Source organism: Halorubrum sp. SP9, assembly GCF_005435015.1.
Taxonomy (GTDB): domain Archaea; phylum Halobacteriota; class Halobacteria; order Halobacteriales; family Haloferacaceae; genus Halorubrum; species Halorubrum sodomense.
In genome coordinates this window covers 258536-280286 of the sequence record NZ_SGXU01000001.1, presented here as the reverse complement: position 1 = coordinate 280286, position 21751 = coordinate 258536, and the positions used below count along the sequence as shown (strand labels likewise).

The following is a 21751-nucleotide window of genomic DNA, read 5'->3' as shown; positions in this document are numbered from 1 at the left end:
CTCTCCCGAGGTATGCCCATCGTAACAAAGTCGACATTCGCGGACACTCACGTATGGAGATAACCGGTATCCACGCGGTGGCTGCGGTGCTGCTCGTCGTCGGCGGGACCGTCGGTGCCGCGTCCGTCGCGGATCTCGGAGGCGGTGCGTCGGTGACCGTCGATGACACGGAGACGGTGAAGCCGACCACCGGCGACACCGCCTTCGAGGTGCGGACCACGCTCAACAACAGCGACGCCGCGAACGCGACGCGATCGTACGACCTGGTCGTCGAAGGCGGGAGCGGCTCCGCCGTCACCGTCGACGAGCGGACGGTGACCCTGTCGGCCGGGGAGACGCGCCGGCTCACCCTCTCGGCCCCGAGGGACGCGCTGAGACCGGGACGGTACAACTTCACGCTGAGCGACGGCTCGGAGGCGTTGGCGACGGGCAACGTCACCCTCGATCCGCCCGCGTTCGTCCTCTCCGACGCCGGCGCGGGCGAGGTCGTTCGCGGCGATCTAGGGACCGTCGACGTGACCGTTCGCAACCGCGGCGACTTCCGCGGGCTGCGGAACGTTGATCTTCTCCTTGACCGCGACCGCGACGGCGCGTTCGAGGTCGGGGAAGCCGTCGCCACGAGGGCGCCGACACTCGGGGCCGGAGCCGACACGACCGTGCGGTTTTCGGTCGGGACCGACGGGCTCGATCCGGGGACCTACGCGTACCGCGTCGAAACGGCAGATGGCGCTCGGGAGGGGACACTCGTCGTCCTCCGCCCGGCGACGTTCCGCGTCGCGGGAGCGACGATGACCACCGACGCCGTCAGGGGCGACCGGTTCAACGGGTCGGTGACGCTGACGAACGCGGGCGACGTCCCCGGCACGGAGACGGTCTGGCTCGACGGCCCGGCCGAGTCGTTCGACTGGAACCGGTCGGTGACGCTCGACGGGAACGAGACGAGGACGTTCGAGTTCGCGGCGGCGACGGCGAACCTCACCCGCGGGAACTACTCGGTCGCCGTCGCGACGGCGAACGACTCGGCCACGGCGACGCTCCGCGTCCGCGAGAGCTTCTTCAAAGTCGACGACGTCGACGGACCGGAGTCGGCCGACGTGGACGGCGACGTCGAGTTCACCGCGCGGGTGTCGAACATCGGCGACGCGGCCGCGAACGAGACCGTCGAACACCGCATCGATCTGAACGGCGACGACGACCCGGAGACGGTGACCGGGAACCGGACCGTGACCCTCGCTCCGGGCGAGCGGACGACCGTTGAGTTCGTGATTCCCGCCGACAGCGACCGGTTCACCGACGACGACCTGCTCGGCACGCACGTCTTCGGCGTGTACACCGGAGACACCAACGCGACCAGCGTCGTGGTCGTCCGGGACTACTACTCGGGCGGTGGTGGTGGCTCCGCCTCATCGTCGTCATCTTCCTCGTCGAACGACGAGACCGAGACGGTCTCGAAGGACGTGATCACCCAGGAGAAGTACGGGCTCGACTACGACGAGGTCAGCAGCGAGACGCAGTCGCAGGTCGACGAGATCTACGAGCGGCAGCCGTTCGCGGACGGGCTCGTGATCACCGAGGTCCTGACCCGCGAGGAGATCGCGCGACAGGAGTTCGGCCTCGACGTCGAGCGGAACGACGACTTCGATTTCACCTCGATCGACGTCGAGACCCAACAGGAGATCGAGGCCGCCTTCGACGAGCAGTTCGAGTCCGACGACGGCGACCGGATCGAGTCGTGGGACGAACTGGCCAGGGCGGAGTTCGACAGCGAGTACGAGGCGCTTAACGAGGAGCAAAAAGAGACGATCCGCGAGCGGTACCGAGCGCAGTTCGACTCCTGAAGCCGCACGTGTTTGCGCCCGTCGCGGGCGTCAAGTCGCCCGCCGACGCCTACGGCGGGCCGTCGGGGAACTGGGCGCGATAGAGCGTCGTTATTTCTCCCTTCGTCTCCCCGCTCAGTTCCGAGAAGGGCATCTCGTAGCGCATCCGCGAGAGCTCGTCTTTCGTGAGCTTCGTCTCGGCGTCCTGCCGGTCGTGGACCGACCGGACGAGCCGAGCAGTCGGCTCGCTCAACTCGTCGAAGGGTATCCCGTACGCGACTCGTGAGATCTGGTCGAGCGACTGCGTCCCGTTTTCCGGCACCGGTTCCGCGGTGACCGCCGACTCGTCGACGGTCACGTTCAGCTCGTAGGGCCCCGAGCTGTCCGCTACGTCCGCCACGGCGACGAAGTACCACTCGCTCTCCTCGGCGCTGAACCGGATGGTGGCGGGAGCCCCGCTGCCGACGTACCGCGTCGCGGTGTCGGTCGGCTCCCCCGCGGGGGCGGTGTCCACGTTCAGCACCGAGACACCGTCCGCCGACTCCCGGTCGACCGTGACGGTGACCGGGACCGTCACCGACCGCGGCTGCTCGGGCGTCTCGTAGTCGGGGAGCGTGAACGCGTAGTAGTCGACGTCGGCGCCCTCGAGGTCAGCCGAGACCGTCGCGTTGCGTCCGGCGTCGGTGGCGGTGAGTTCGAGCCGCGTCGCGTTCTCCCGGTCGTCGTTCGGCTCGTCCGGCACGTCGGCGGTCTGCGCTATCTCGAGCGAGAGTTCGAACGTCCCGGTGGCGCGGACGGTGGTGCTCTCGACTCTGACCGCCGCTCGGCCCGGCGCCTTCGTCGTCGCGTTGAATCGCCTCGTCTCCCCGCTCTGAACGCCGAGACCGGCGCTGTCGGGGGCCACACTGCCGTCGGGCATCTCGGCCCGAACCGACGCCGTGTAGACCATCGACGTGTCTGTCGGTTCCTCAAGCGAGAACTCGATCGTGGCCCGCTCGCCGGGCTCGATGTCGAACGCGTAGACCGGGAACGCCGACAGGGTCCCGGTCACCGTCTCGCCCGGTTCGACCACCGCGGGACCCCCCTCGGTCTGGCGCCGGACGTCCCCGGGCGACGCCCGTCCGCGGTCCGGCTCGTCGGCGACCGCCGTTCCGTTACCGGCGTCCGAGACGGGGGCGCTCGCCCCGTAGACGCCGGCGGCTATCCCGCCCGCTGCGACCAAGCAGACGGCGATCAGTACGACGGTTCGCTCCATGTGTCTCTTGGACATAAGCGGGCGAGCGCGTGACCGCACCGCCGCATTGTAATTCAGAGAGTAATACGGGTAGGGACGCCGTAGCGCGACCGGTCGGGCGGTACCCGGGTCTCACCCGCCGGGCCGGTCGAACACGACCCGTCGCACGGATTTGACCGTCGAGCCCGCGGCGAGGACGCCCGCTACCGGTCGGGAGCCGACGCGTCCACCGCGGGCGCTTCGTCGGCGACCCGGGACACCGCTTCGGGCGGGACGCGCATCACTGATCCGCCGTCGCTCCGCGCGTTGAACGGGTTAACGAACAGTCCGAGTCGCTCGTCGGCGGCGAGGAACACGTACGCGCTCGCGGTGGGGACCCCCGGAACGCGCTCACCGACCGGCCGGCGGCGGCGGAACGCGGCCAGCTCGTACCACGTCTCGTACGACGACGACGAGGAGGCGACCAGCACCCGCGCCGCGTCGCCGCTGCGGTTCCGCCGACCCGCGGGCGCGGTGCTGTCATCGCCGATCTCTGCCGCCGTCGCGACGGCGACCCAGAGGTCACCGTCGACCGTCAGCGTCGCCGCGTAGTACGCCGACGCGTCCGTACGTCCGACCGTTTCGGGCTCTGCGGGCCCGTCGCGGCGCAGCCGAAGGAGCTCCACGTCCGCCGCGTACGAGCAGTCCATCCCCCACAGCACGGCCGTCGGCGTGAACGCGAGCCCGACCGCCCGCCACCGCTGGCTCCCGCTCCCGACGCGGACGAACTCGCCGTCGACGAGGCGACCGACCGCGCTCTCGTCGTCGGTGTCGCCCGCCGTCGCCCACAGGGCGTCCCGGTACGGGTCGTGGAAGACGCCGTGGAAGTGACGGACTTCGGTCGTCTCGACGCGAATCTCCCACGTCCGCCCGTCGTCATCGCTGCGGAGGATCCGAGCCGGGTCGTCCCCGAGCGTGTACTCCGCGAGGTAAACGTCGCCGCCGTGGAGACAGACCGAGGTCGGGAGCGTGCCCATCGGTCCCGACGAGTCGGGGAGCCGATGGACCGGCGCCCACGACCGCCCGGAGTCGCCGGAGCGGAACACCCGCCGCCCGACTGTCGCGAGCAGCGTGCCGTCGCGGAGCGGCCAGAGGTTCGTCGTCGTCCACGAGCCGACGACGGGACGTAAGGCCGCCTTCGCGAACCGGCCGTGTCGCAGGCGAAAGGCCGCGTCAAGCCGCCCGTCCCCCGGCGTCGGGAGGGTACCGAGCGAGACGCCTCCCTCGGACCGCGTCCAGACGCCGACCGTCCGCCCGCGCGTCCAGTAGAGGCGTCCGTCTCTCACCCCGCCGATCCGCACCTCCGGACCGAGGTCAAGCGGTTCGCTCCGCATCCCAACGACGCCGCGCTCGGTCGCCCGCTCGAGGTGGCGTCGGGTCATCGGGGACGGGTCACCGTTCGGCGGCCGACCCGTCGCCGGACCCGTCCGCGGGGGTGTCGGCGGCGGACGCCGCGCGGTCGGCCGCGGGACCGAGCCACCCGGTGTCGATCATCGCGACGAGCGGGTTGTCCTCGATTTCGAGCGGGAGGTCGACTCGCCCGCGCCGTCTGGCCGACTCCCACGCGGCGAAGACCACCTCCGTCGACCGGAGCGCGTCCCGTCCGGACAGTTCGGGCTCCGACCCCGTCTTCAGCCCCTCGACCGTGTCCGCGATGGCCCGCTCGATGAACACCGGTCGCTTCTGAACCTCGGTCGAGACCAGCGGCAGTCGCGCCCGCACACCGCGCAGCGCGGCGCCGAGGTATCCCTGGAAACCGAGGCCGTGGAGGTTCTCGCCGTCCGTCTCGACCGACTGCCACGTCCCGCCGTCGGTCCGGTAGCGGAGCGTCGGTCCGCCGTCGACGCCGAGTTCGATGGCGCCGTCCGTGCCGGCCAACCGGAGGTAACACGCCCCCTCCGGGGCCGACTCGCCGGTGGTCGCGATCCCCACCGTCCCGTCGGCGTCGCGCCACTGAACGAGCGCCTGCGTGGCGTTCGGCGTCCCGAACCACCGGTTCTCCTCCCGGTAGTCGACCTGCGCCAGCACCCACTCCACGTCGACGCCGTCGGTGAAGTACCGGGAGAGGTCGACCTGGTGGATCCCGGCGTCGAACAGCGTCTCGTCCGCGAACTCGATCCGCGTGAGCGAACCGATCGCGCCGTCGTCGAGGAGCTCCTTGGCCCTCCGGAACGGCGCGCCGAACCGGCGCTGGTGGTTGACGGTGAGCTGGACCCGGTTCCGGTCGCAGGTCCGGACCATCGACTTACAGTCGCCCCAGGTGTCGGCCATCGGTTTCTCGCAGTGGATCGCCGAGACGTTCCCGCTCTCGGCGCAGTCCTCGACGATCGCGGCGTGGATCCCCGGCGGCACGCAGACGCTCACGAGGTCCGGCTCGACCGCGTCGAGCATCGTCTCGTAGTCCTCGTAGACGGTTCCCTCGCGCAGGTCGAACTCGCGGGCGAAGGCCCGTCCGTTCTCGAGGACGATGTCCGCGCACGCGACGAGCTCGCAGTCGTCGTTGCTCTCGTAGGCGCGCCCGTGACGATACCCCATCGCGTATCCGTCTCGGTCGGGGTCGGAGGGGTCGGGGCCCGTGCCGATGACCGCGACGTCGTAGACCATTTCGAGCGGAGAAGGCCACCCCCGACCAAAGAGTATAGACCGCCTACCGCACGCGGTCGAATCGAACCGCCGGGCTGCGGGCCGATTCGACGGGCGACGTTCGAACGAGCGTCGAGCGGGGGCGGCGGTACGATTCCCATAACAATACCGCCGCTCTCGGATACCCCGTTGTGGCTCCCACTCCCAGCCCCTCGACCGGCGAGACCCGCCTCGGCGAGGCGAGCGACGGCACCGACGCATCGGGTGACGGACTGCCGTTCGTCTCGGTGGTGATCCCGGTGTACAACGACCCGGCCGGAATCGAGGCGACGCTCGACTCGCTCCGGCGACAGACCGCGACCACCGACCGGTACGAGGTGATCGTCGTGGACAACGGGTCGACGGACGAGACGCGCGACGTCGTCCGCGAGTACCTCGGGGACGAGACGTTCGAGGGGCTGCGGTTGTTCGTCGAGGACGACGTTCAGGGCTCGTACGCCGCCCGGAACGTCGGTATCTCCGCCGCGACGGGGTCGGTGGTCGCCTTCATCGACGCCGACATGGTCGTCGATCCCGGGTGGGTCGAGGCCGTCGCGCGGGAGATGGCCCTGACGGACGCGGCGTACCTCGCCTGCGACGTGCGGCTGTTCACGACCGGCGACGAAGGGACGGTGGCCAAGTACAACCGGCTGAAGGACCTCAACGTCCAGCGGTTTGTCGAGGAACTCTCGTTCGGGCCGACCTGTTCGCTGGTCGTCACGCGGACGCTCCTCGAGGACGTCGGCGGGTTCGACGCGCGGCTCCGGTCGAGCGGGGACGTCGAGTTCGGGAACCGCGTTGCGGCGAGCGGCCGCGAACTCCGATACACCCCAGACATCGTGGTGTATCACCCGACCCGGACGACCCTCGGCGCGCTCCTCCGGAAGTCTAGGCGGGTCGGACGCGGGAAAACTCAGCTGCGGCGGTACTACCCCGAGCGCTACGGGCCGCCGGTTCTCGCCGCGCTCAACCCCGCCGCCTTCCTCCCGCCGCGGCCGAGTTTCATGCGCCGGTCGGTGCGCGACTGGACGGAGCTACCCGTCCGCCAGCAGTTCGCGTTCCTCTTTTTGAGCTACGTCGCGTCGCTCGCGAAGGCGTACGGCCAGCTGCTCGAACTCGCGTCGCCGACGGACACGGGCGCCGAGAAACCGTCCAGTCGCTGACGCGCTCGGGCCGGGTCACCGCCGACGCGGTCGCCGTCGCGTCAGGAGTCGTCGGTCTCCTCGAACGCCTCGACGCCCGGTAGGTCGGAGACGCCCTCGTGTTGGCCGACGTACGCCGCCGACTCCGTCTCCGACTCGAAGGTCTCCTCGTCCGGGTACTCGCGGACGGTCAGGACACGTCCGTCGTCGACGGCGAACACGATCTCCACCGACCCGTCGGCGTGTCGGTACTCCGCGGCATTCCTCGCCGAGTCGCCAGAGTCTGCCATCCGCTCGTGTTCGTGTCTCAACGGCTTAGCCGTTTCGCCCGTGATCGGTGTCGCGACCCGGTTTCGACCGGGAGATCGGTCGATCCCTCGTTGCCCCTATCTGTTGTCGAGCAGGTCCGCGACGGCCGTCGGCTCGGCGACGATGAACGCCTCCTCTCGGAGCATCTCCTCGTCGTCCGGGAGGTACAGGAACTTTTCCGACTCGGTCCCCGTCGCCCGGATCCGTTCCCAGTCGTCGAGATCGTATCCGAGGTCCTCGCTGCCCGGGTCGTCCGGCTGGTCCTCCCACTCGACCTCGAGCGAACTCCGCGTCATGCTCCCTCCGCCGTGCGGTCGCTCCCCGTCGCGAGGCTCCCTGCGGGACGGTGTCGACGCGGACCGAGCGGCGGCTCTCCGAGAGGGCTGCGGCGTGGCGCCATCAGTTCACCTCCGGAAGGTGAGCGACGCGTCGCCGTCGATCCGTAGCCGCGTGACGTCGCCGGAGAAACCGAACGTGTCGCGGTCCTCCGCGACGGTCCCGCTGGCGACGCCGCCCGTCGCGGCGTCCGACGCCTCGGCGCCCCAGCCGCCGTCGCGCTTCGCGACCGAGCCGGTCGTCTCGACGAGGTAGCTCGCCTCGGCGCCGTCGCCGTCGACGACGAGCTCGTGCGGCAGGTCGTGACCACCGTTCAGGGTCGACGGGTCGACGGGCTCACCGTCCACGCGGACGACGAGGTCGCTCTCGACCTGGAAGTTCGTGAACGCACCGGTGACCGCGTAGGCGCTGGTGTCCCCCTCGACGCGTCCGGTGACCGTACCGTCGGTCACGTCCGCGTCGGTCGCGCCGTCACCGGCCGTCACGCTCCCGTCCACCGTGAACGTGTACGCGAGCGGGTCGTCCGTCTGGCTGCCGTCGACCTCGACCGTTCGGGCGGGTTCGACGCCCAGCTCCGAGGGCTCGACCGTCTCGCCGTCCAGGCGAACGGGGATGTCGCCGTCGAGTTGGAAGTCGGTGAACGCGCCGGTGACGAGGAACGAGTCGATCCCGCCCTCGACGTGGCCGGAGATGGTCGAGCCGTCGATCACGTCGCTCCCGTTCGCTCGCGGCCCGGGCTCGACGCTCCCGTCCATCGCGAACGCGTACTCGACGCGGTCGGACGTGCCGCTCCCGTCGACGACGAGTTTGCGCTCTTTCGTCGTCTCCGTCGCAGAGCCGTCGGACATCGTGTCGTCGCCGGTCGAGCCGTCGCCGGTCGAGCCGTCGCCGGTCGAGTCGTCGCCGGTCGAGTCCACTAACTCCGAGGGGTCGACCGTCTCGCCGTCCAGGCGAACGGGGACGTCGCCTCCGAGTTGGAAGTCGGTGAACGAACCGGTGACGATGAACGAATCGATTCCGCCCTCGACGTGGCCGGTGACGGTCGAGCCGTCGATCACGTCGCTCCCGTTCGCTCGCGCGCCGGGCTCGACGCTCCCGTCCACCGCGAACGTGTACTCGACGCGGTCGGACGTGACGCCCCCGTCGATGACGAGCTTCGCCTCATCGACCGTCGAGTCGGTGTCGCTGGTGGAATCGGTGTCGCCGGTCGAGTCGCCGTCGTCAGTCGTCCCGTCGGTCGAGCCGGTGCCGTCGGTTGAATCGCTGGTCGAGTCGGTCGTCTCCGAGACGACCAGCTCGGACGGGTCGACCGTCTCGCCGTCCAGACGGACTTCGGGGTTGCCGTCGACCTGGAAGTCGGTGAACTCGCCGGAGACCCAGAAGGAGTCGATCCCGCCCTCGACCTGCCCGGAGACGGTCGTCCCGTCGATCTCGTCGCTGGCGTTCGCTCGCGGCCCGGGCTCGACGCTGCCGTCCACCGTGAACGTGTACGTGAGCCGGTCGGTGGTTTGGCTGCCGTCGACGACGAGCTCCTGTGTTCCGTCGGGAGCGGTCGACGTCGAGCCGTCGGTCGAGTCCTCCGTGCCGGTAGACTCCGTGTCGTCCGTCGAGTCCGTGGACGCCGCCTCCGGATTCGGGAATGGACACGACCCGTCCTTGGTTATCGACGAGCTCGACGCCGTCGAGTTCTCGAGGGTGACCTCCCTGCCGGTCACGTCGACGGTGGAGTCCTCGACGACGCCGCCGCTCGAGTCCACGAAGTTGACACCGTCGCGGCTCGACCCCGTCTGGTGGACACAGCAGTTCCGGACGATCGAGTCGTCGGCCTCGACGAGGCGGATCGCCTCTCGACCCGACGCCGACCCGGTGATGCTGACGTTCTCCATCCGGATCCAGTGCGGTTTCGGTGGCGTCCGCTGCCACTCGCGCCACGGGATGACGCCGGGGCGGCCCCGCCGGACGGCCCACATGTCGTCGATGTCTACCCGGACGCGGGTGTTCTCGACGCGCACGCTCCGTCCCTGCGGCGAGAGGTTGATCATCGCGATGCCGCTCGGGGCGTCCGCGCCGACGAGTTCGCAGTCGCGGACCTCCGCACCCGCCGGGATCGACTCGGCGCCCTCGAGTTGAACGCCCTGATCGATGTGGATCCCGCGCATCCCGAACCCGGTCGAGATGTCGCCGAGCGCCGGTCCGGTGTACTTCTCGAAGTCGATTTCCACCGTACAGTTCTCGATGTAACTCCCCTCCCCGCCGATGCGGACGTTTGCGGCGTTGTTGTTGAGGAAGTAGCAGTCGACGATCTCGACCTGTCCGGGCGTCCGGGAGGTGTACGTGCCGTTGTTGCCGAACTCGCGGAAGTCACACCCCTCGATCCGGACCGTTCCCTTGTTCGACCAGCCGACCCAGACACCGATCCGTCCGTTACCCCTCGCGTACCCGTCGATGCGAGAGCCCTTCTTCGCCACTGCGTCCCGCAGCACCCCGCGGCCGCTCTCGCTCGTGATCCCGAGCAGGAAGGCGCTGACCTGCCCGGAGTTATCCGTGAGCCCGCGGCCGAGGAACTCGACGTCTTGGATGTGGAAGTGGTTCCGGCAGCGCAGCCGGATCCCGGTCGTGGTGTCATCCGCCCGCATGTCCACGTCGACGTTCTCGATGAGCACGTCGTCGGGCACCGGGTCGTAGTTGAACAGGAATCCGGAGTAGCCGGTCGGCGGAACGAACCGGACGTCGCCGTCGCCGAGCACGCCGACGCGGTCGGCGTCGATCTCGACCACTCCGTCGAAGCTGTACTCGCCCTGGGGGAACCGCACCAGCGTCCCGTCCGAGAGCGCGTCTTCCAGGCGGTCGTTCACCGGGTCGTTCCCGCTCGGGTCCAGTCCCAGGTCGTCGACCGCGTCCAGCACCCGATCGAACTCGATCCCGTGGCGGGTCGTTCCTCCCGCGGCGGCGCCGCCCGTCGAGACGGTGGCGACCGTGGCGGCGGCCACGCCCGCCATCTTCAGGTAGCCGCGCCGGTCGAGCAGCGACGTGTCGTCACCCCCCTCCGTCTCGATCTCCCGTTCGTCGTCGGCCCCTGTTTCGGACTCGTAATCACGGCCTACCGGACGATCGGCGCGATAATCGGTTCCTACTGACTCGTCGTCGGGTGCCCGTTCTTTGGACATGCCCCGGCGTTCCGGGGTCACCATAATATTCGTTTTCGCCAGTAACTGACCGGAAGCGTGCGGATGGGATGGATTGGTTACCAGATGAAGCCCGATTGGTGGCGATACGGTTCATCTCACGTTAGGAACAGATTACTTTCATAATTTTACAGGACGTATCCGATAACCGGTGAGTAACGGGTCGTAGGACGTGCTTACCGATCCAGACGACGACCAGATCGCCGCGAGTCGCGATCCGGGGCTCGGCTGGCGCGCGGAGCGCAGCCGCGGGGCGAGCCTCACGGTCGGTACAGCACCCGTCCGATCGGCACGTCCCCGTCCAGCGCGTCGACGCTGATCCGGAGCGAGTTCGAGACCGACTCGGCGTCCGGGAGGGACGGCACCGCCGGACCGAGCCCGAGGCAGATGCGCTCGGTCCCAGCGGTGCGACCGAGCGTCCGGAGGAAGGGCACGGCCGCGGTGAGATCGACGCCGGACCCGTCGTCGCCGAACCGCTCCAAGACGGTCTCGACGCCGAGACACAGGAGGTGATCGTCGAGCGGTGTCGTCAGGTCGGCGTCGACGACGATCGGGTGACCGTCGGTCCGGATCTCGCTCCCGCTCACCGCGCTCCGCGGCGAGTGATCCAGGAACACCCCGTCTCGGTCCCGCCCGGGACAGTCGATGTCGCAGTCGATCACCGCCGACCCGGGCGCCAGTCTGAGGTCGACGGCGACGCCGCCCGCCGCGTCCCCGTCGACGGTGACGTTCCGCAGTTCCGTCCAGTGTGGCGGCGGCGGGCGCCGTCGGTCCGGGCGGTAGGGGAGCGCTCCTACCGGGCCGCGGCGCACCGCCGGTGTCCCGTCGATGTCGCATCGGATCTCCGTGTCGCGGACGACGAGACTCCGCGCCACCGGCGACTGTTCGACGACGGACTGGGACAGCGGCGACGACCGGGCACGGATCGTGCAGTCGCGGATCTCCGCGCCCGCGGGTAACGGCGGCGCGCCCTCGCGTTGGACGCCCTGTTCGACGACGACCGCCCGCGTGTTGAACTCATCCGACGCGTCCACCGCGCCGCCGGTGTAGCGACTGAGATCGATCTCGATCGTGCAGTTCTCGACGTAGCTCCCAGCGCCGCTGATGCGGGCGCTCGTCGCGTTGTTGTTGAGGAAGTAGCAGTCGACGATCTCGACGTTTCCCGGCGTCCGGGAGCCGTAGACGCCGTTGTTGCCGAACTCGCGGAAGTCACACCCCTCGATCCGGACCGTTCCCTTGTTCGACCAGCCGACCCAGACACCGATCCGCCCGTTCCCTCCCTTGTACCCGTCGATGCGAGAGCCCTTCTTCGCCACCGCGTCCCGCAGCACCCCCCGTCCGTCCTCGTCGTTGACCGCGAGGGCGAACGCGCTCGGCGTTCCGCCGTCCGATTCGCTCGTCCCGCGGCCGAGGAACTCGACGTCTTGGATGTGGAAGTGGTTCCGGCAGCGCAGCCGGATCCCAGTCGTGGTGTCGTCGGGGCGGACGTCGACATCGACGTTCTCGATGAGCACGTCATCGGGCACCGGGTCGTAGTTGAACAGGAGCCGCGTGTAGCCGGCCGGGAGAACGAACCGGGCGTCGCCGTCGCCGAGCACGCCGACGCGGTCGGCGTCGATGACGACCTCGCCGAGGAGTAAATACTCGCCCTGGGGGAACCGCACCAGCGTCCCGTCCGAGAGCGCGTCTTCCAGGCGGTCGTTCACCGGGTCGTTCCCGCTCGGGTCCAGTCCCAGGTCGTCGACCGCGTCCAGCACCCGATCGAACTCGATCCCGTGACGCGTCCCGAGGTCTCCGTCGTCGGGCTCGTCCGCGGACCCGCCGTCGGGGCCGTCGTCCGACGCCCCGTCGTCCGCGCCCGGATCGTCGGGAGCGGCGTTCGCCGCCCCGTCCGACCCCAGACCGAGACAGCCGGCCGCCGAGGCCACCGCGGCACCGACGACCCCGAGATAGGGGCGCCTGCCGCAGGAGCCGGGCCCGCCGCCGACGCCACGCGAACCGTCGCCCCGATCCGAGCCATCGTCGTCGGGTGAACCGTCGTCGCTCTCGGAACGGTGGTCGTCGTCCCGGCCGGCGTTCATAAGTAACCCAGGCCGCGAAGGCGCTCTTCGACCGCTTCGTCGCTCCCGGGACCGTCGGTCGCCGCGTCCGAGGAGGCGTGGTCCCGCTCGACTACATCCCGGGTTGCCGGCGGCGACCCGGGCTCGAACAGCTCCGTCAGCACGCGGCCATGGGCGGCCGCGGGAACGGGCTCGCCGAGCCCGTGGAGCAGGGTCGGCGCCACGTCGACGACCGTCGCCCCTTCGACCGCGATGTCGGCGGCTATCGGGGGGCCGCGGGCGAAGAGGACGCCCTCGGGCCGGTGATAGCCGGCGATCCCGTCAGCGTCGACGACGGTCTCGTCGGCGAGTCCGGGCTTGACATGATACCCCTCGACGCCCTCAACGACCACGTCGGGCGCGAACTCGTCTTCGGGGTTGAGGTCGTCGCCGTCGCGGACGGAGAGCACCCGCTCTCCGGTCTCGGGGTCGGTCACCGCCGCGAGCGCGGACATCACCTCCGACTTGACTCGGTCGCGCTCGCCGGGGGCGACGGCCCCGTCGTCGAACCGCGACGTGTCGTTGACGTAGACGCTGCCGAGCCCGTGGAGGAACGCCCGCGTCTGCGCGGAGTCGACGTCGTAGAGGGCGTGGTCGCCGGGCACCGCCCGCGCGACGCTGTCGACGACCGACGCCGGAAGCCGCTCGACGAGCGTCTCGTCGTCGATGCCGATCCGTGCTAACGCGTTCAACACGGTCGACTTCGACACCCCGGCGCGCGAGAGCACGCCCCGGGCCCCCGTCGAGCGCTTCGGCGTCAACAGTCCCGCGTCCGCCAGCGCTCGGTTGACGTTGACGACCCGCGATATCGGCCCGAACCCGTGGTCGGAGACGACGTACAGCGTCGCGCCCAGCCGGTCGCAGTAGGTCATCACCTCGGCGAGGACCGCGTCCAGCTCCCGGTAGTGTTCCAGGATCACCTCCTCGTCCCAGATCAGATGCTGGAGCCTGTCGGGCGCCGTGAAGGTGAAGAAGAACAGTCGCCAGTCTTCCCGCTCCGTGAGCGACCGCAACAGCTCGCGGCGCGCCTCGAACAGCGACGCGAAGTCCGCGAGGAACTCGTCGCGCCGGTCCTCGCCGTACTCGTGCCACCTGAGGCCGACTCGGTAGTCGGGAATCTCTTCGCGGATCGCCTCGCCCAGCCGGGCCGGCTGCGTGAACCCCGCCGCGTCGGTCGAGCTCGTCATCATTCCGGCGACCATCGCTCCGTCGTCGCCGACCCCGCCGGCCGGGTACGTCATCGGCACGTTCGCGACGACGGCGGGCGAGAGCAGCTCCCAAAGCGGCGGCTGTCGGAGGTCCTCGCGGTTGTAGGGCCGCTGACTGTAATCGCTCCCCAGTTTCATGAACTCGTAGAGTCCGTGTCGGTCGGGCCAGGTACCGGTCGCGATGGAGGGCCACGCGACCGGCGTGTTCGCTGGCGTCGTGCTCCGGAGGGGACCGGCGGCTCCCGTCTCGATCAGCTCGGCGAACGCGGGGAGCTCCCCAGCTTCGATCCACGGCCGGACGAGCGGCCACGGGACGCCGTCAAGCCCCAACACGAACGCGCGGTTACCGTCGTCGCTCACCGCGACCGCCCCCGTCGACGCCGCTCGGTCCGAATCATTGAGCCTCGTTTGGGGAAAGACGAAATTTGTTATGACTGCCGTACCCGAGTAAGACGGCCTTACCCTCGAAAACGGGGTTCGCGAGCGGTCTCAGTCGACGTCGAGCTCGAAGCGACTGGCGTGCGTCAGCGTTGTCCACCCGAGGATCCGCCGGTCGTACAGCGGTCGTCCGATCGACTCGAGCACCTCGCGGAATTCTGAGCGGTCCCACCGGGAGTACGCGAGCTCGTACACCGACCCTGCCGCCGTTCGGTCCGCGTCGGTGTATCCGTTCTCGCCGGTGCCCCACTCCCACTTCTCGGCGTCAATGACGTACGGACAGAGGCCTTCGAAGGCCCGTAGGAGCGCGCTCACGTCGTCTTCGGGGAGCGTGTGACCGTAGAGGTCGACGCCGTAGTGCCGGGCTATCTCCGCGGTGAACGCGAGCGCCTTGAGCCCGTACACCGAGTACTCCAGCCCGTCGACCCGCTGCCGCTCGTGCCGCAGGAGGCCGTTCGGTTCGAGCTGGTCGAAGCCGTGCTCGCGCCAGTCGTCGAACGCGCGCGTCAGCGCCTCGCGGTCGTCGAGGTACGCCGCCGCGGTCGCTCTCGCGAGGATCCACCAGGCGTAGATGTTGTTCTTGACCACGCCGGTGTAGCGCTGCTTCCCCCGTCCGTCCTCGAGGTCCGCGAGGTACGTCTCCACCCACGAGCGGAGCGCCTCGCGGTCCGCCCCGACGGTCGACCACCGCGGGGAATCGCGGACGAGCGCAGCCCCGTAGATGAGCGTCGGCAGCGTAATGTGAAGTTCGATGGAGAAGTACGTCTCGCCGAAGTTCCGGCCGGAGGGGTACATCCGCGTCTCGGGGTCGAGAAACCAGTGATCGAGCAGCCGGATCGCCTTGCTCGCGAACCGCTCTCGGCCGGTGAACACGTAGCCGATCCCCAGGTCCCGGACCCACGTTCCCATCTCGATAGCCGCCCGGTAGTCAGGGCGGTCCTCGCCCGTGGCGAACCGATGCTCGTCGACGCCCGCGGGCGACCCGTCGTCGACGACGCTCCTCGGCGTCGCCGCCAGGGCTCGATTCGCGTCCCTGATCTGGGCGTCGTAGGCCGTCTTCCACGGGTCCTGACCGTCCTCGACACGTTCGCGAATCGCGACGACCTCGTTGGCGTCGAGGAACCCGGCGTACACCGCGGGGTCGTCGCGCAGTTCCCGGGGTGATCCGGAGCCGGCCCGGTCCGAGTCGGAGCCGCAGCCGGCAATGATCCCGGCGACCCCGAGCGAGGCGGCGCCGCGCAGGAGGTCGCGCCGGCGCTTGCCGTCCTCGTCGCGTTCAGTCACGCCCAGCGTCCGGCCCCCGTCGCCGGAGTTCCGATCGATCCGCGCTGCGTCACCGGTCGCCGCCCCCCTCGTTGTGCCAGATGTCCACGTGGTGGTCCGGCGTGTAGGACTTCCCGACCACGTCCGGGAGGCCTGTCCCCGAGATGTCGACCGCCTTCGCCTCGTGGGTCTCGGCCCCCTCCGCGACGACGGTCCGCTCGAACCGACCGTCCCCCTCGTTCGTGAACAGGTAGTGGCGCGGAGTCTCGTTCTCGCCGAGGCTCATCTCCGCCGCGTACACGTCGAGCCGCCCGTTCCCGTCGAAGTCCGCGAGCTGGAGGGTATGCGGACAGAACAGGTCCTCGCCGATGACGGTCTCCGCCCAGCCGTCGGCCTGCCGATCGAACAACCCTACTCGACCGGGGTGGGTGCCGTAGGTGGGGGAGTCGCCCTCCGCCAGCACGACCTCGTGTTCGCCGTCGCCGTCGACGTCACCGACCGCGACGCGGACGTCATCCCAGCCGGTGACGATCGGCTCGCGGTCCCACTCGTGGGTCCCCTCGCGGCGCCGATAGATGCCCGTGCCGACGACGAGTTCGGTCCGACCGTCCCCGTCGACATCGCCGATCCACACGCCCTCGGCGTCGCTGTCGCCGTCCACGACGTGACAGTTCTCGTCGGGCCACGGCCCGCCGGTCGGGCCGTCGGGGATGTCGTAGTAGAACACCACCCCCGACCGCTGTGACAGCCCGACCACCTCGGGCTCGCCGTCGTCGTCCACGTCGCCGAAGGCGAGGTCGTGGTACTTCTCGAATCGCTCGGTCACCAGGTGCGGCTCCCACCGCGACCGCGGGTCCGGGGGTTGTTCGAACCAGTATACCCCGTTATAATGAATGCCCTGTCCGGCGAGGACGTCGACCCGGCCGTCGCCGTCGACGTCGCCGAGCGCGCAGCCGACCCCCAGCTGGGGAACGTCGGCGATCGCGTGTCGCTCCCACCCGGGGTTCTCGTACCAGAACAGTGTCGGCCCGGCGAGCCCCGCCACCTGCTTGATCCCCTCTAGGCTCGGCAGTCGGGTGCGGCCGCCGCCCACGAACAGCTTCGTCTCCGGGCCGGCCCCGCCGACGATGACGTCCGGGCGACCGTTGCCGGTGAGGTCGGTCGTCAGACAGATCCCGAGCTTCGTCGTCGGGGGAACGGGGTCGATGACCTCGTGGCGAAAGCGAAGTCGCCGTGTCTGCATGGGCCCACACTAGGCGGTAGTCGGCTTTGTTATCAACCGCCTACGATGCGGGCTCGACGGTCAGATCGCGCCGGCGAAGTTCCGGAGCGTCTCCCGTAGCCCCCAGTTCAGTTGCGTCTCGAACACCAAGACGGCGGTCCCGTACACCGCGCCCCCGGCCGCGACGAGGACGAGCAGCTCGAGGAACACCCACGGGAGCGACAGCGTCGCCTGTAACCAGAGGACGACGCCACCCATGAGGAGGCTCGCGACGGCCGGGTACGACACCTCTCGGAGCAGCCGACCGAGGCTCGTCTCCACCGACTTGATCACCAGGTACACGTCGATCGGCATCACCGGGAACACGTAGACGCCGAGGACGGCCGCGGCGGCGCCGACGATGCCGAACTCGCGGGTGACGGGGACGATGATCAGCGCGGTCACCACGAGCCGGAAGGCGCCGAGTTTTACCATGTAGTCTGGGCGCCCCAGGGCCTTCCACACCGGGGAGTACGTCGACCCGAGCGCGATGAGGAGCCCGTACACCGCGACCAGTTGCATCACCGGCACCATCGGCAGCCAGTCGGTGCCGAAGACTGCCTTGACGAAGGTCGGAGCCACCACCGCGATGCCGACCGAGGCGGGAAACGCGATCACTATCGTCACCTGGAGGGTTTGGTAAAACGCCGACCGGAGGGCGGGGATGTCGTCCTGGAGCTTCGAGTACGCCGGGAAGGCGACGCTCGAGATGATCTGCGAGATCTCCGTCGCCGGCGCCTTGGCGAACTGGTAGGCGACCTGATACAGCCCGAGCGACGCGGCCGACAGCAGCCAGCCGATGACCGCGTCGTCGCCCTGATTGATGAGGAAGTAGACGCTCTCGGAGCCGGTGATCCACTTCCCGAACCCGAAGAGGTCGCGGGCGATCTCGACGTCGAAGTCCGGCCACGGACGGTAGCCGTGGACGGCGTACGACGCCAGCATGCGGGCGGCGTCGGAGGCGACGTAGCCGAGCACGAGCGCCCAGACGCTCTGGGTCGCGAGCGCGACGGAGAGCGCGACGGCGAAGTTCGTCACCGATCCGCTCATCGTGTAGACGAACTGCTTGTGGAACTCGAGGTTCTTCTTGAAGTAGACGATACCGGGGTTTCGCAGCCCGAGGAGCAGCGGCGTGAGCGCGATGACCCGGAGGACCGGAGTGGCGCGCGGTTCCCCGAAGAATCCGGCGACCAGCGGGGCGATGAGCGCGAGGATCCCGGCCAGCAGGAGGCCGCGGAGGATCTCGATGCTCCAGTAGGTGTTGAGGTAGTCGTCGACGTTGCCTGACGCATTCTGGATGAGCGCCTGGTCGAATCCGATGTTGGAGAAGCGCTTGAACGCCGTCAGCGTCAGCAGGGCGATACCGAGCAGCCCGAAGTCGGCCGGCGTGAGCATCCGGGCGAGGATCGCGATCATCAGCAGTTGGAGGCCGCGGTCGAGGATATTGGTGATCGTGGCCCAGATACCGCTTTTCACCGTCTGTTCGGTGAGATCGCCGCCCGGCGTCAGGCGGACGAGGAGTCGACGAACCGACGAGAGAGCGGACATTGTGCGGTGTTCCGTCTCGAAAAACCCTCGTTTCGGGCATTGTTATGTACGCGTTACCGTCCCGTCGCGCCGGGGCTACCCGCGTCACGCCCGACCGCCGCGCGGTCACGGGGGGCTCGACGCGAGCACCCCCGGTAACGACCGTCCTAACAATACCGCTGCCGGGGCACGTCCACCCAATGGAGACACGGGACCGACCGCTAGTGAGCGCGGTCGTGATAACCCGCGATCGACCGGCGAAGCTCGCTGACGCGCTCGCCAGCGTCCGGGCCCAGACGTACCCGAACCTCGAACTCGTCGTCGTCGACGGCTCCGACGAGCCGGTCGAGTCGCTCGTGCGCCGCCGCGCCGGGGACCGCCCGGTGACGTACCGCCGCGACGACGGCGAGGGCCCGGGGGCCGCCCGGAACATCGGGATCCGGGCCGCGAGCGGGGAGTACGTCGCGTTCCTCGACGACGACGACAGGTGGCTCCCCGAAAAGGCCGAGCGCCAGGTGGCGGCGTTCGAACCCGGCGTCGCCGTCGTCTACACGGGCCAGTTCGCCGTGCGGGACGGCGAGCGCGTCGGCGGACGCTCTCCCTCGCTGTCCGGCGACGTCACCGAGGCGCTCCTCCGCGGGGTCCCGTGCGCCCCGACGTCGACGGTCATGGTGCGGCGGGCGACGATAGACGACGCCGGGGCGTTCGACGAGGGGCTCCCGATCTGGGAGGACCGCGAGTGGTACGTCAGGCTCTCGGAGCACGGGGAGTTCAGACCGGTCCCCGAAAAACTGGTCCAGCGCGGGATCGGGGAGTACGACCAGCTCACCGACGACTTCGAGGCCGCTCGAGACGTCGCCTATCCGCGGTTCCTCGACGCGCACCGGGAGCGGGCCGCGGAGTACGGCGCCGGCTGCGAGCGGATGCTCGTCGCGTCGCTCTCGCGGAAACTCGGTGCGACCGCGATGGAGAACGGGCTTTACGGGGAGGCGCGCCGCTGGCTGGCGCGCTCGCTGCGTCACGAGCCGGGACGGCGACGGACGTGGGTCTACCTGCTGGTGTCGCTCGGCGGAGCCCCGGCTTGGCGGGGCGTGCGACGCCTCCGACGGACCTATCGGTCGCTCACGAGCCGTGGGACGACGACGCAGTCCCCGGATTCGTGCGGTACTCGCGGCGGTCCTGACCGGACGCAAGAGGACGGGCGGGACTGACCGCGCGGCTCAGACCGTGACGCTCTTTGCGAGGTTGCGCGGCTTATCGATGGCCCGCCCCCGCTGTTTCGCGGCGTGATACGCGACGAGTTGGAGCTGGACGTTGGCGAGCACGCCGGCGAGCTCCGGATGGGTCGACGGGACCGACAGGACGTGGTCGACGGTCTCCGCGAGGTCGGAGGTCTCCCCGCCCGCCACCGCGACGACCGGGCCGCCGCGCGCACGTATCTCCTTGACGTTACCGAGCGTCTCCGTGTCGTCCGTCCCGCCGTTGAACACCGCGAACACCGGCGTCTCCTCGGTGACGAGCGCGAGCGGCCCGTGTTTCAGCTCCGCGGCGGTGAACCCCTCGGCGTGCTCGTAGGTGATCTCCTTGAACTTCAGCGCCCCCTCCAGCGCGACCGCGTGTCCCGGGCCGCGTCCGATAAAGAAGTACGACTCCGAGTCGGCGAACGCGTCGGCGATCCGCTCCGCCGCGCCGCTCTCGACGACCCGGCGGACCTGATCCGGTAGTCGCGTCAGCGCGGAGAGGAACGCCGCCGCGTCCGGCGACGGGTCGCCGACGGCGTCCCGGCGGATCCGCTCGGCGAGCAGCGACAGCGTCGCGACCTGTGCGGAGAACGACTTCGTCGCGGCGACGCCGATCTCCGGTCCGGCACGGACTAATAGCGTGTCGTCGCACTCCCTCGTCAGCGACGAGCCGACGACGTTCGTCGCCACCATCGTCCGCTCCGCGCTGGCCGCCCTGACGGCCGCGATCGTGTCCGCGGTCTCGCCGCTCTGTGAGATCGCTATCACGAGCGTCCCGTCCTCCTCGGGCGGCGGTGACCCCGCGTACTCGGAGGACATGAACGCGCGTGCGGGAACCCCCCGGCGTGCGAGCAGCGATTCCGCGTACATCGCCGCGTGATACGAGGTCCCCATCGCGACCAGGTGAACCCGGTCGATCCCGTCGAAGCTGCCGGGCGGGAACCCATCGAGGTCGACCTCCTCGCCGCCCGAGTCGGTCCGACCGCTGACCGATCGGCCGAGGGCGGTCGGCTGCTCGTTGATCTCTTTGAGCATGTAGTGGTCGTATCCGCCCTTCCCGGTGTCTTGCGGGTCCCAGTCGACGGTCTCGGTCGCGCGGTGGACGCGCTCGCCGCGCTCGTCGGTGACGGTGAAGCCGGACGGCGTGACCCGGACGACGTCGCCGTCCTCGAGGTACGCCACACGGTCGGTGAACTCCAGGAACGCCGGCACGTCGCTCGCGAGGTACTGCGTCGAATCGCTCGCGCCGACCACCAGCGGTGAGTCGTTTCGAGCCGCGTACACCGCCTCCCTGCCGCCGATGACCGCGGCGACGGCGTAGCTCCCCTCGATCCGATCGATGGCCGCGCGGAACGCCGCCGCCGGGGCCGCCCCGTCCGCGAGCGCCGACTCGATCAGGTGCGGGATTACCTCGGTGTCGGTGTCGCTCTCGAAGGCGTGTCCCGCGTGAGAGAGCTCGCGACGGAGCCGTTGGTAGTTCTCGATGATCCCGTTGTGAACGACGGCGACGCGCCCCGAGCAGTCCGTGTGCGGGTGTGCGTTCGCGTCGGTCGGCGGTCCGTGGGTGCTCCACCGCGTGTGACCGATCCCGAGGGACCCGCTCGGGGGGTCCGCCGCGAGCGCGTTCCGGAGGTCGTCGATGCCGCCCGCCTGCTTGCGGACGTCCACGTCGCGGTCGGTCTGAACGGCGAGGCCGGCCGAGTCGTAGCCGCGGTACTCGAGGTTTTCCAGCCCGACGAGCAGTTCGTCGACCGCGTCGTCGGCCGCTCCGATCCGAGCCACGATGCCGCACATTACGCGACCACCCCGTCGACCGCGTCGCCGTCCGCGCGGCGAGGCGCGCGGCGGCGGCGCACACCGGTCGTGATCGCTTTGGGGCCGATTTGCATACCCACCGCATGCCGAGAGGAATACTTTGTTATGGACCGGATTTTGCCGCCGTTCACCGGTAAGTGACGGATAGCAAGCGGAAGCCTCGCCCTTACGCGAGGGAGTCAATGATACGCTCGGTCGGCGTTTCACTGTTCCTC

The 21751-nt window shown here is 69.6% G+C and carries 15 protein-coding genes; 3 read left to right on the top strand and 12 right to left on the bottom strand.

Translation table 11 applies throughout. The features are described from left to right. Nucleotides 1-53 precede the first annotated feature (53 nt). Nucleotides 54-1838 (top strand): hypothetical protein, encoded by a 1785-nt coding sequence (locus EXE45_RS01350; RefSeq protein WP_137693308.1) that lies wholly within the window; start codon nucleotides 54-56, stop codon nucleotides 1836-1838. 49 nt (nucleotides 1839-1887) lie between these two features. On the opposite strand, the gene EXE45_RS01345 is transcribed toward EXE45_RS01350, so the two are convergent. The 3 genes from EXE45_RS01345 to EXE45_RS01335 form a co-directional block, all read right to left on the bottom strand. After that, complete coding sequence (locus EXE45_RS01345) at nucleotides 1888-3072, bottom strand: hypothetical protein (RefSeq protein ID WP_137693307.1); 1185 nt, start codon at nucleotides 3070-3072, stop codon at nucleotides 1888-1890. A gap of 182 nt (nucleotides 3073-3254) precedes the next feature. Beyond that, nucleotides 3255-4472 carry a glycosyl hydrolase gene (locus EXE45_RS01340; protein WP_137693306.1) on the bottom strand — a complete coding sequence of 406 codons (1218 nt, stop codon included), beginning with the start codon at nucleotides 4470-4472 and terminating at the stop codon, nucleotides 3255-3257. A 10-nt stretch (nucleotides 4473-4482) separates the two neighbouring features. Then, on the bottom strand, nucleotides 4483-5694 hold the full coding sequence (locus EXE45_RS01335; RefSeq protein WP_137693305.1) for a Gfo/Idh/MocA family protein: 1212 nt from the start codon (nucleotides 5692-5694) through the stop codon (nucleotides 4483-4485). Between the two features lie 170 nt (nucleotides 5695-5864). Between EXE45_RS01335 and EXE45_RS01330 the strand changes: the two genes are divergently transcribed. Next, the gene (locus tag EXE45_RS01330) at nucleotides 5865-6875 is read left to right on the top strand and encodes a glycosyltransferase family 2 protein (RefSeq protein ID WP_137693304.1); all 1011 of its coding nucleotides are present in this window, start codon (nucleotides 5865-5867) and stop codon (nucleotides 6873-6875) included. Between the two features lie 41 nt (nucleotides 6876-6916). Here EXE45_RS01330 and EXE45_RS01325 read toward each other — a convergent pair whose 3' ends face one another. The 8 genes from EXE45_RS01325 to EXE45_RS01290 form a co-directional block, all read right to left on the bottom strand. Beyond that, nucleotides 6917-7144: a hypothetical protein gene (locus tag EXE45_RS01325; protein ID WP_092922508.1), complete on the bottom strand. Its 228-nt coding sequence runs from the start codon at nucleotides 7142-7144 to the stop codon at nucleotides 6917-6919. A 96-nt stretch (nucleotides 7145-7240) separates the two neighbouring features. Next, nucleotides 7241-7459, bottom strand: coding sequence for a hypothetical protein (locus EXE45_RS01320; RefSeq protein ID WP_137693303.1), 219 nt, complete (start codon nucleotides 7457-7459; stop codon nucleotides 7241-7243). 108 nt (nucleotides 7460-7567) lie between these two features. Continuing rightward, nucleotides 7568-10666: a hypothetical protein gene (locus EXE45_RS01315; RefSeq protein WP_241989408.1), complete on the bottom strand. Its 3099-nt coding sequence runs from the start codon at nucleotides 10664-10666 to the stop codon at nucleotides 7568-7570. Between the two features lie 278 nt (nucleotides 10667-10944). Next, nucleotides 10945-12765 carry a right-handed parallel beta-helix repeat-containing protein gene (locus EXE45_RS01310; protein ID WP_137693302.1) on the bottom strand — a complete coding sequence of 607 codons (1821 nt, stop codon included), beginning with the start codon at nucleotides 12763-12765 and terminating at the stop codon, nucleotides 10945-10947. Continuing rightward, nucleotides 12762-14351 (bottom strand): alkaline phosphatase family protein, encoded by a 1590-nt coding sequence (locus EXE45_RS01305; RefSeq protein ID WP_092922517.1) that lies wholly within the window; start codon nucleotides 14349-14351, stop codon nucleotides 12762-12764. The genes EXE45_RS01310 and EXE45_RS01305 overlap by 4 nt, the downstream gene beginning before the upstream one ends. A gap of 129 nt (nucleotides 14352-14480) precedes the next feature. Continuing rightward, a complete protein-coding gene (locus EXE45_RS01300) occupies nucleotides 14481-15713 on the bottom strand; it encodes an alginate lyase family protein (protein WP_158293694.1) in 1233 nt (410 codons plus the stop codon). A gap of 49 nt (nucleotides 15714-15762) precedes the next feature. After that, the gene (locus tag EXE45_RS01295) at nucleotides 15763-16935 is read right to left on the bottom strand and encodes a VCBS repeat-containing protein (RefSeq protein WP_137693301.1); all 1173 of its coding nucleotides are present in this window, start codon (nucleotides 16933-16935) and stop codon (nucleotides 15763-15765) included. A 60-nt stretch (nucleotides 16936-16995) separates the two neighbouring features. Then, nucleotides 16996-18501 carry a lipopolysaccharide biosynthesis protein gene (locus EXE45_RS01290; protein ID WP_167603399.1) on the bottom strand — a complete coding sequence of 502 codons (1506 nt, stop codon included), beginning with the start codon at nucleotides 18499-18501 and terminating at the stop codon, nucleotides 16996-16998. A 179-nt stretch (nucleotides 18502-18680) separates the two neighbouring features. On the opposite strand from EXE45_RS01290, the gene EXE45_RS01285 reads away from it, so the two are divergent. Continuing rightward, complete coding sequence (locus EXE45_RS01285) at nucleotides 18681-19691, top strand: glycosyltransferase family A protein (RefSeq protein WP_137693300.1); 1011 nt, start codon at nucleotides 18681-18683, stop codon at nucleotides 19689-19691. A gap of 9 nt (nucleotides 19692-19700) precedes the next feature. On the opposite strand, the gene glmS is transcribed toward EXE45_RS01285, so the two are convergent. Next, nucleotides 19701-21515 carry a glutamine--fructose-6-phosphate transaminase (isomerizing) gene (gene glmS / locus EXE45_RS01280; protein ID WP_137693299.1) on the bottom strand — a complete coding sequence of 605 codons (1815 nt, stop codon included), beginning with the start codon at nucleotides 21513-21515 and terminating at the stop codon, nucleotides 19701-19703. Nucleotides 21516-21751: the final 236 nt, after the last annotated feature.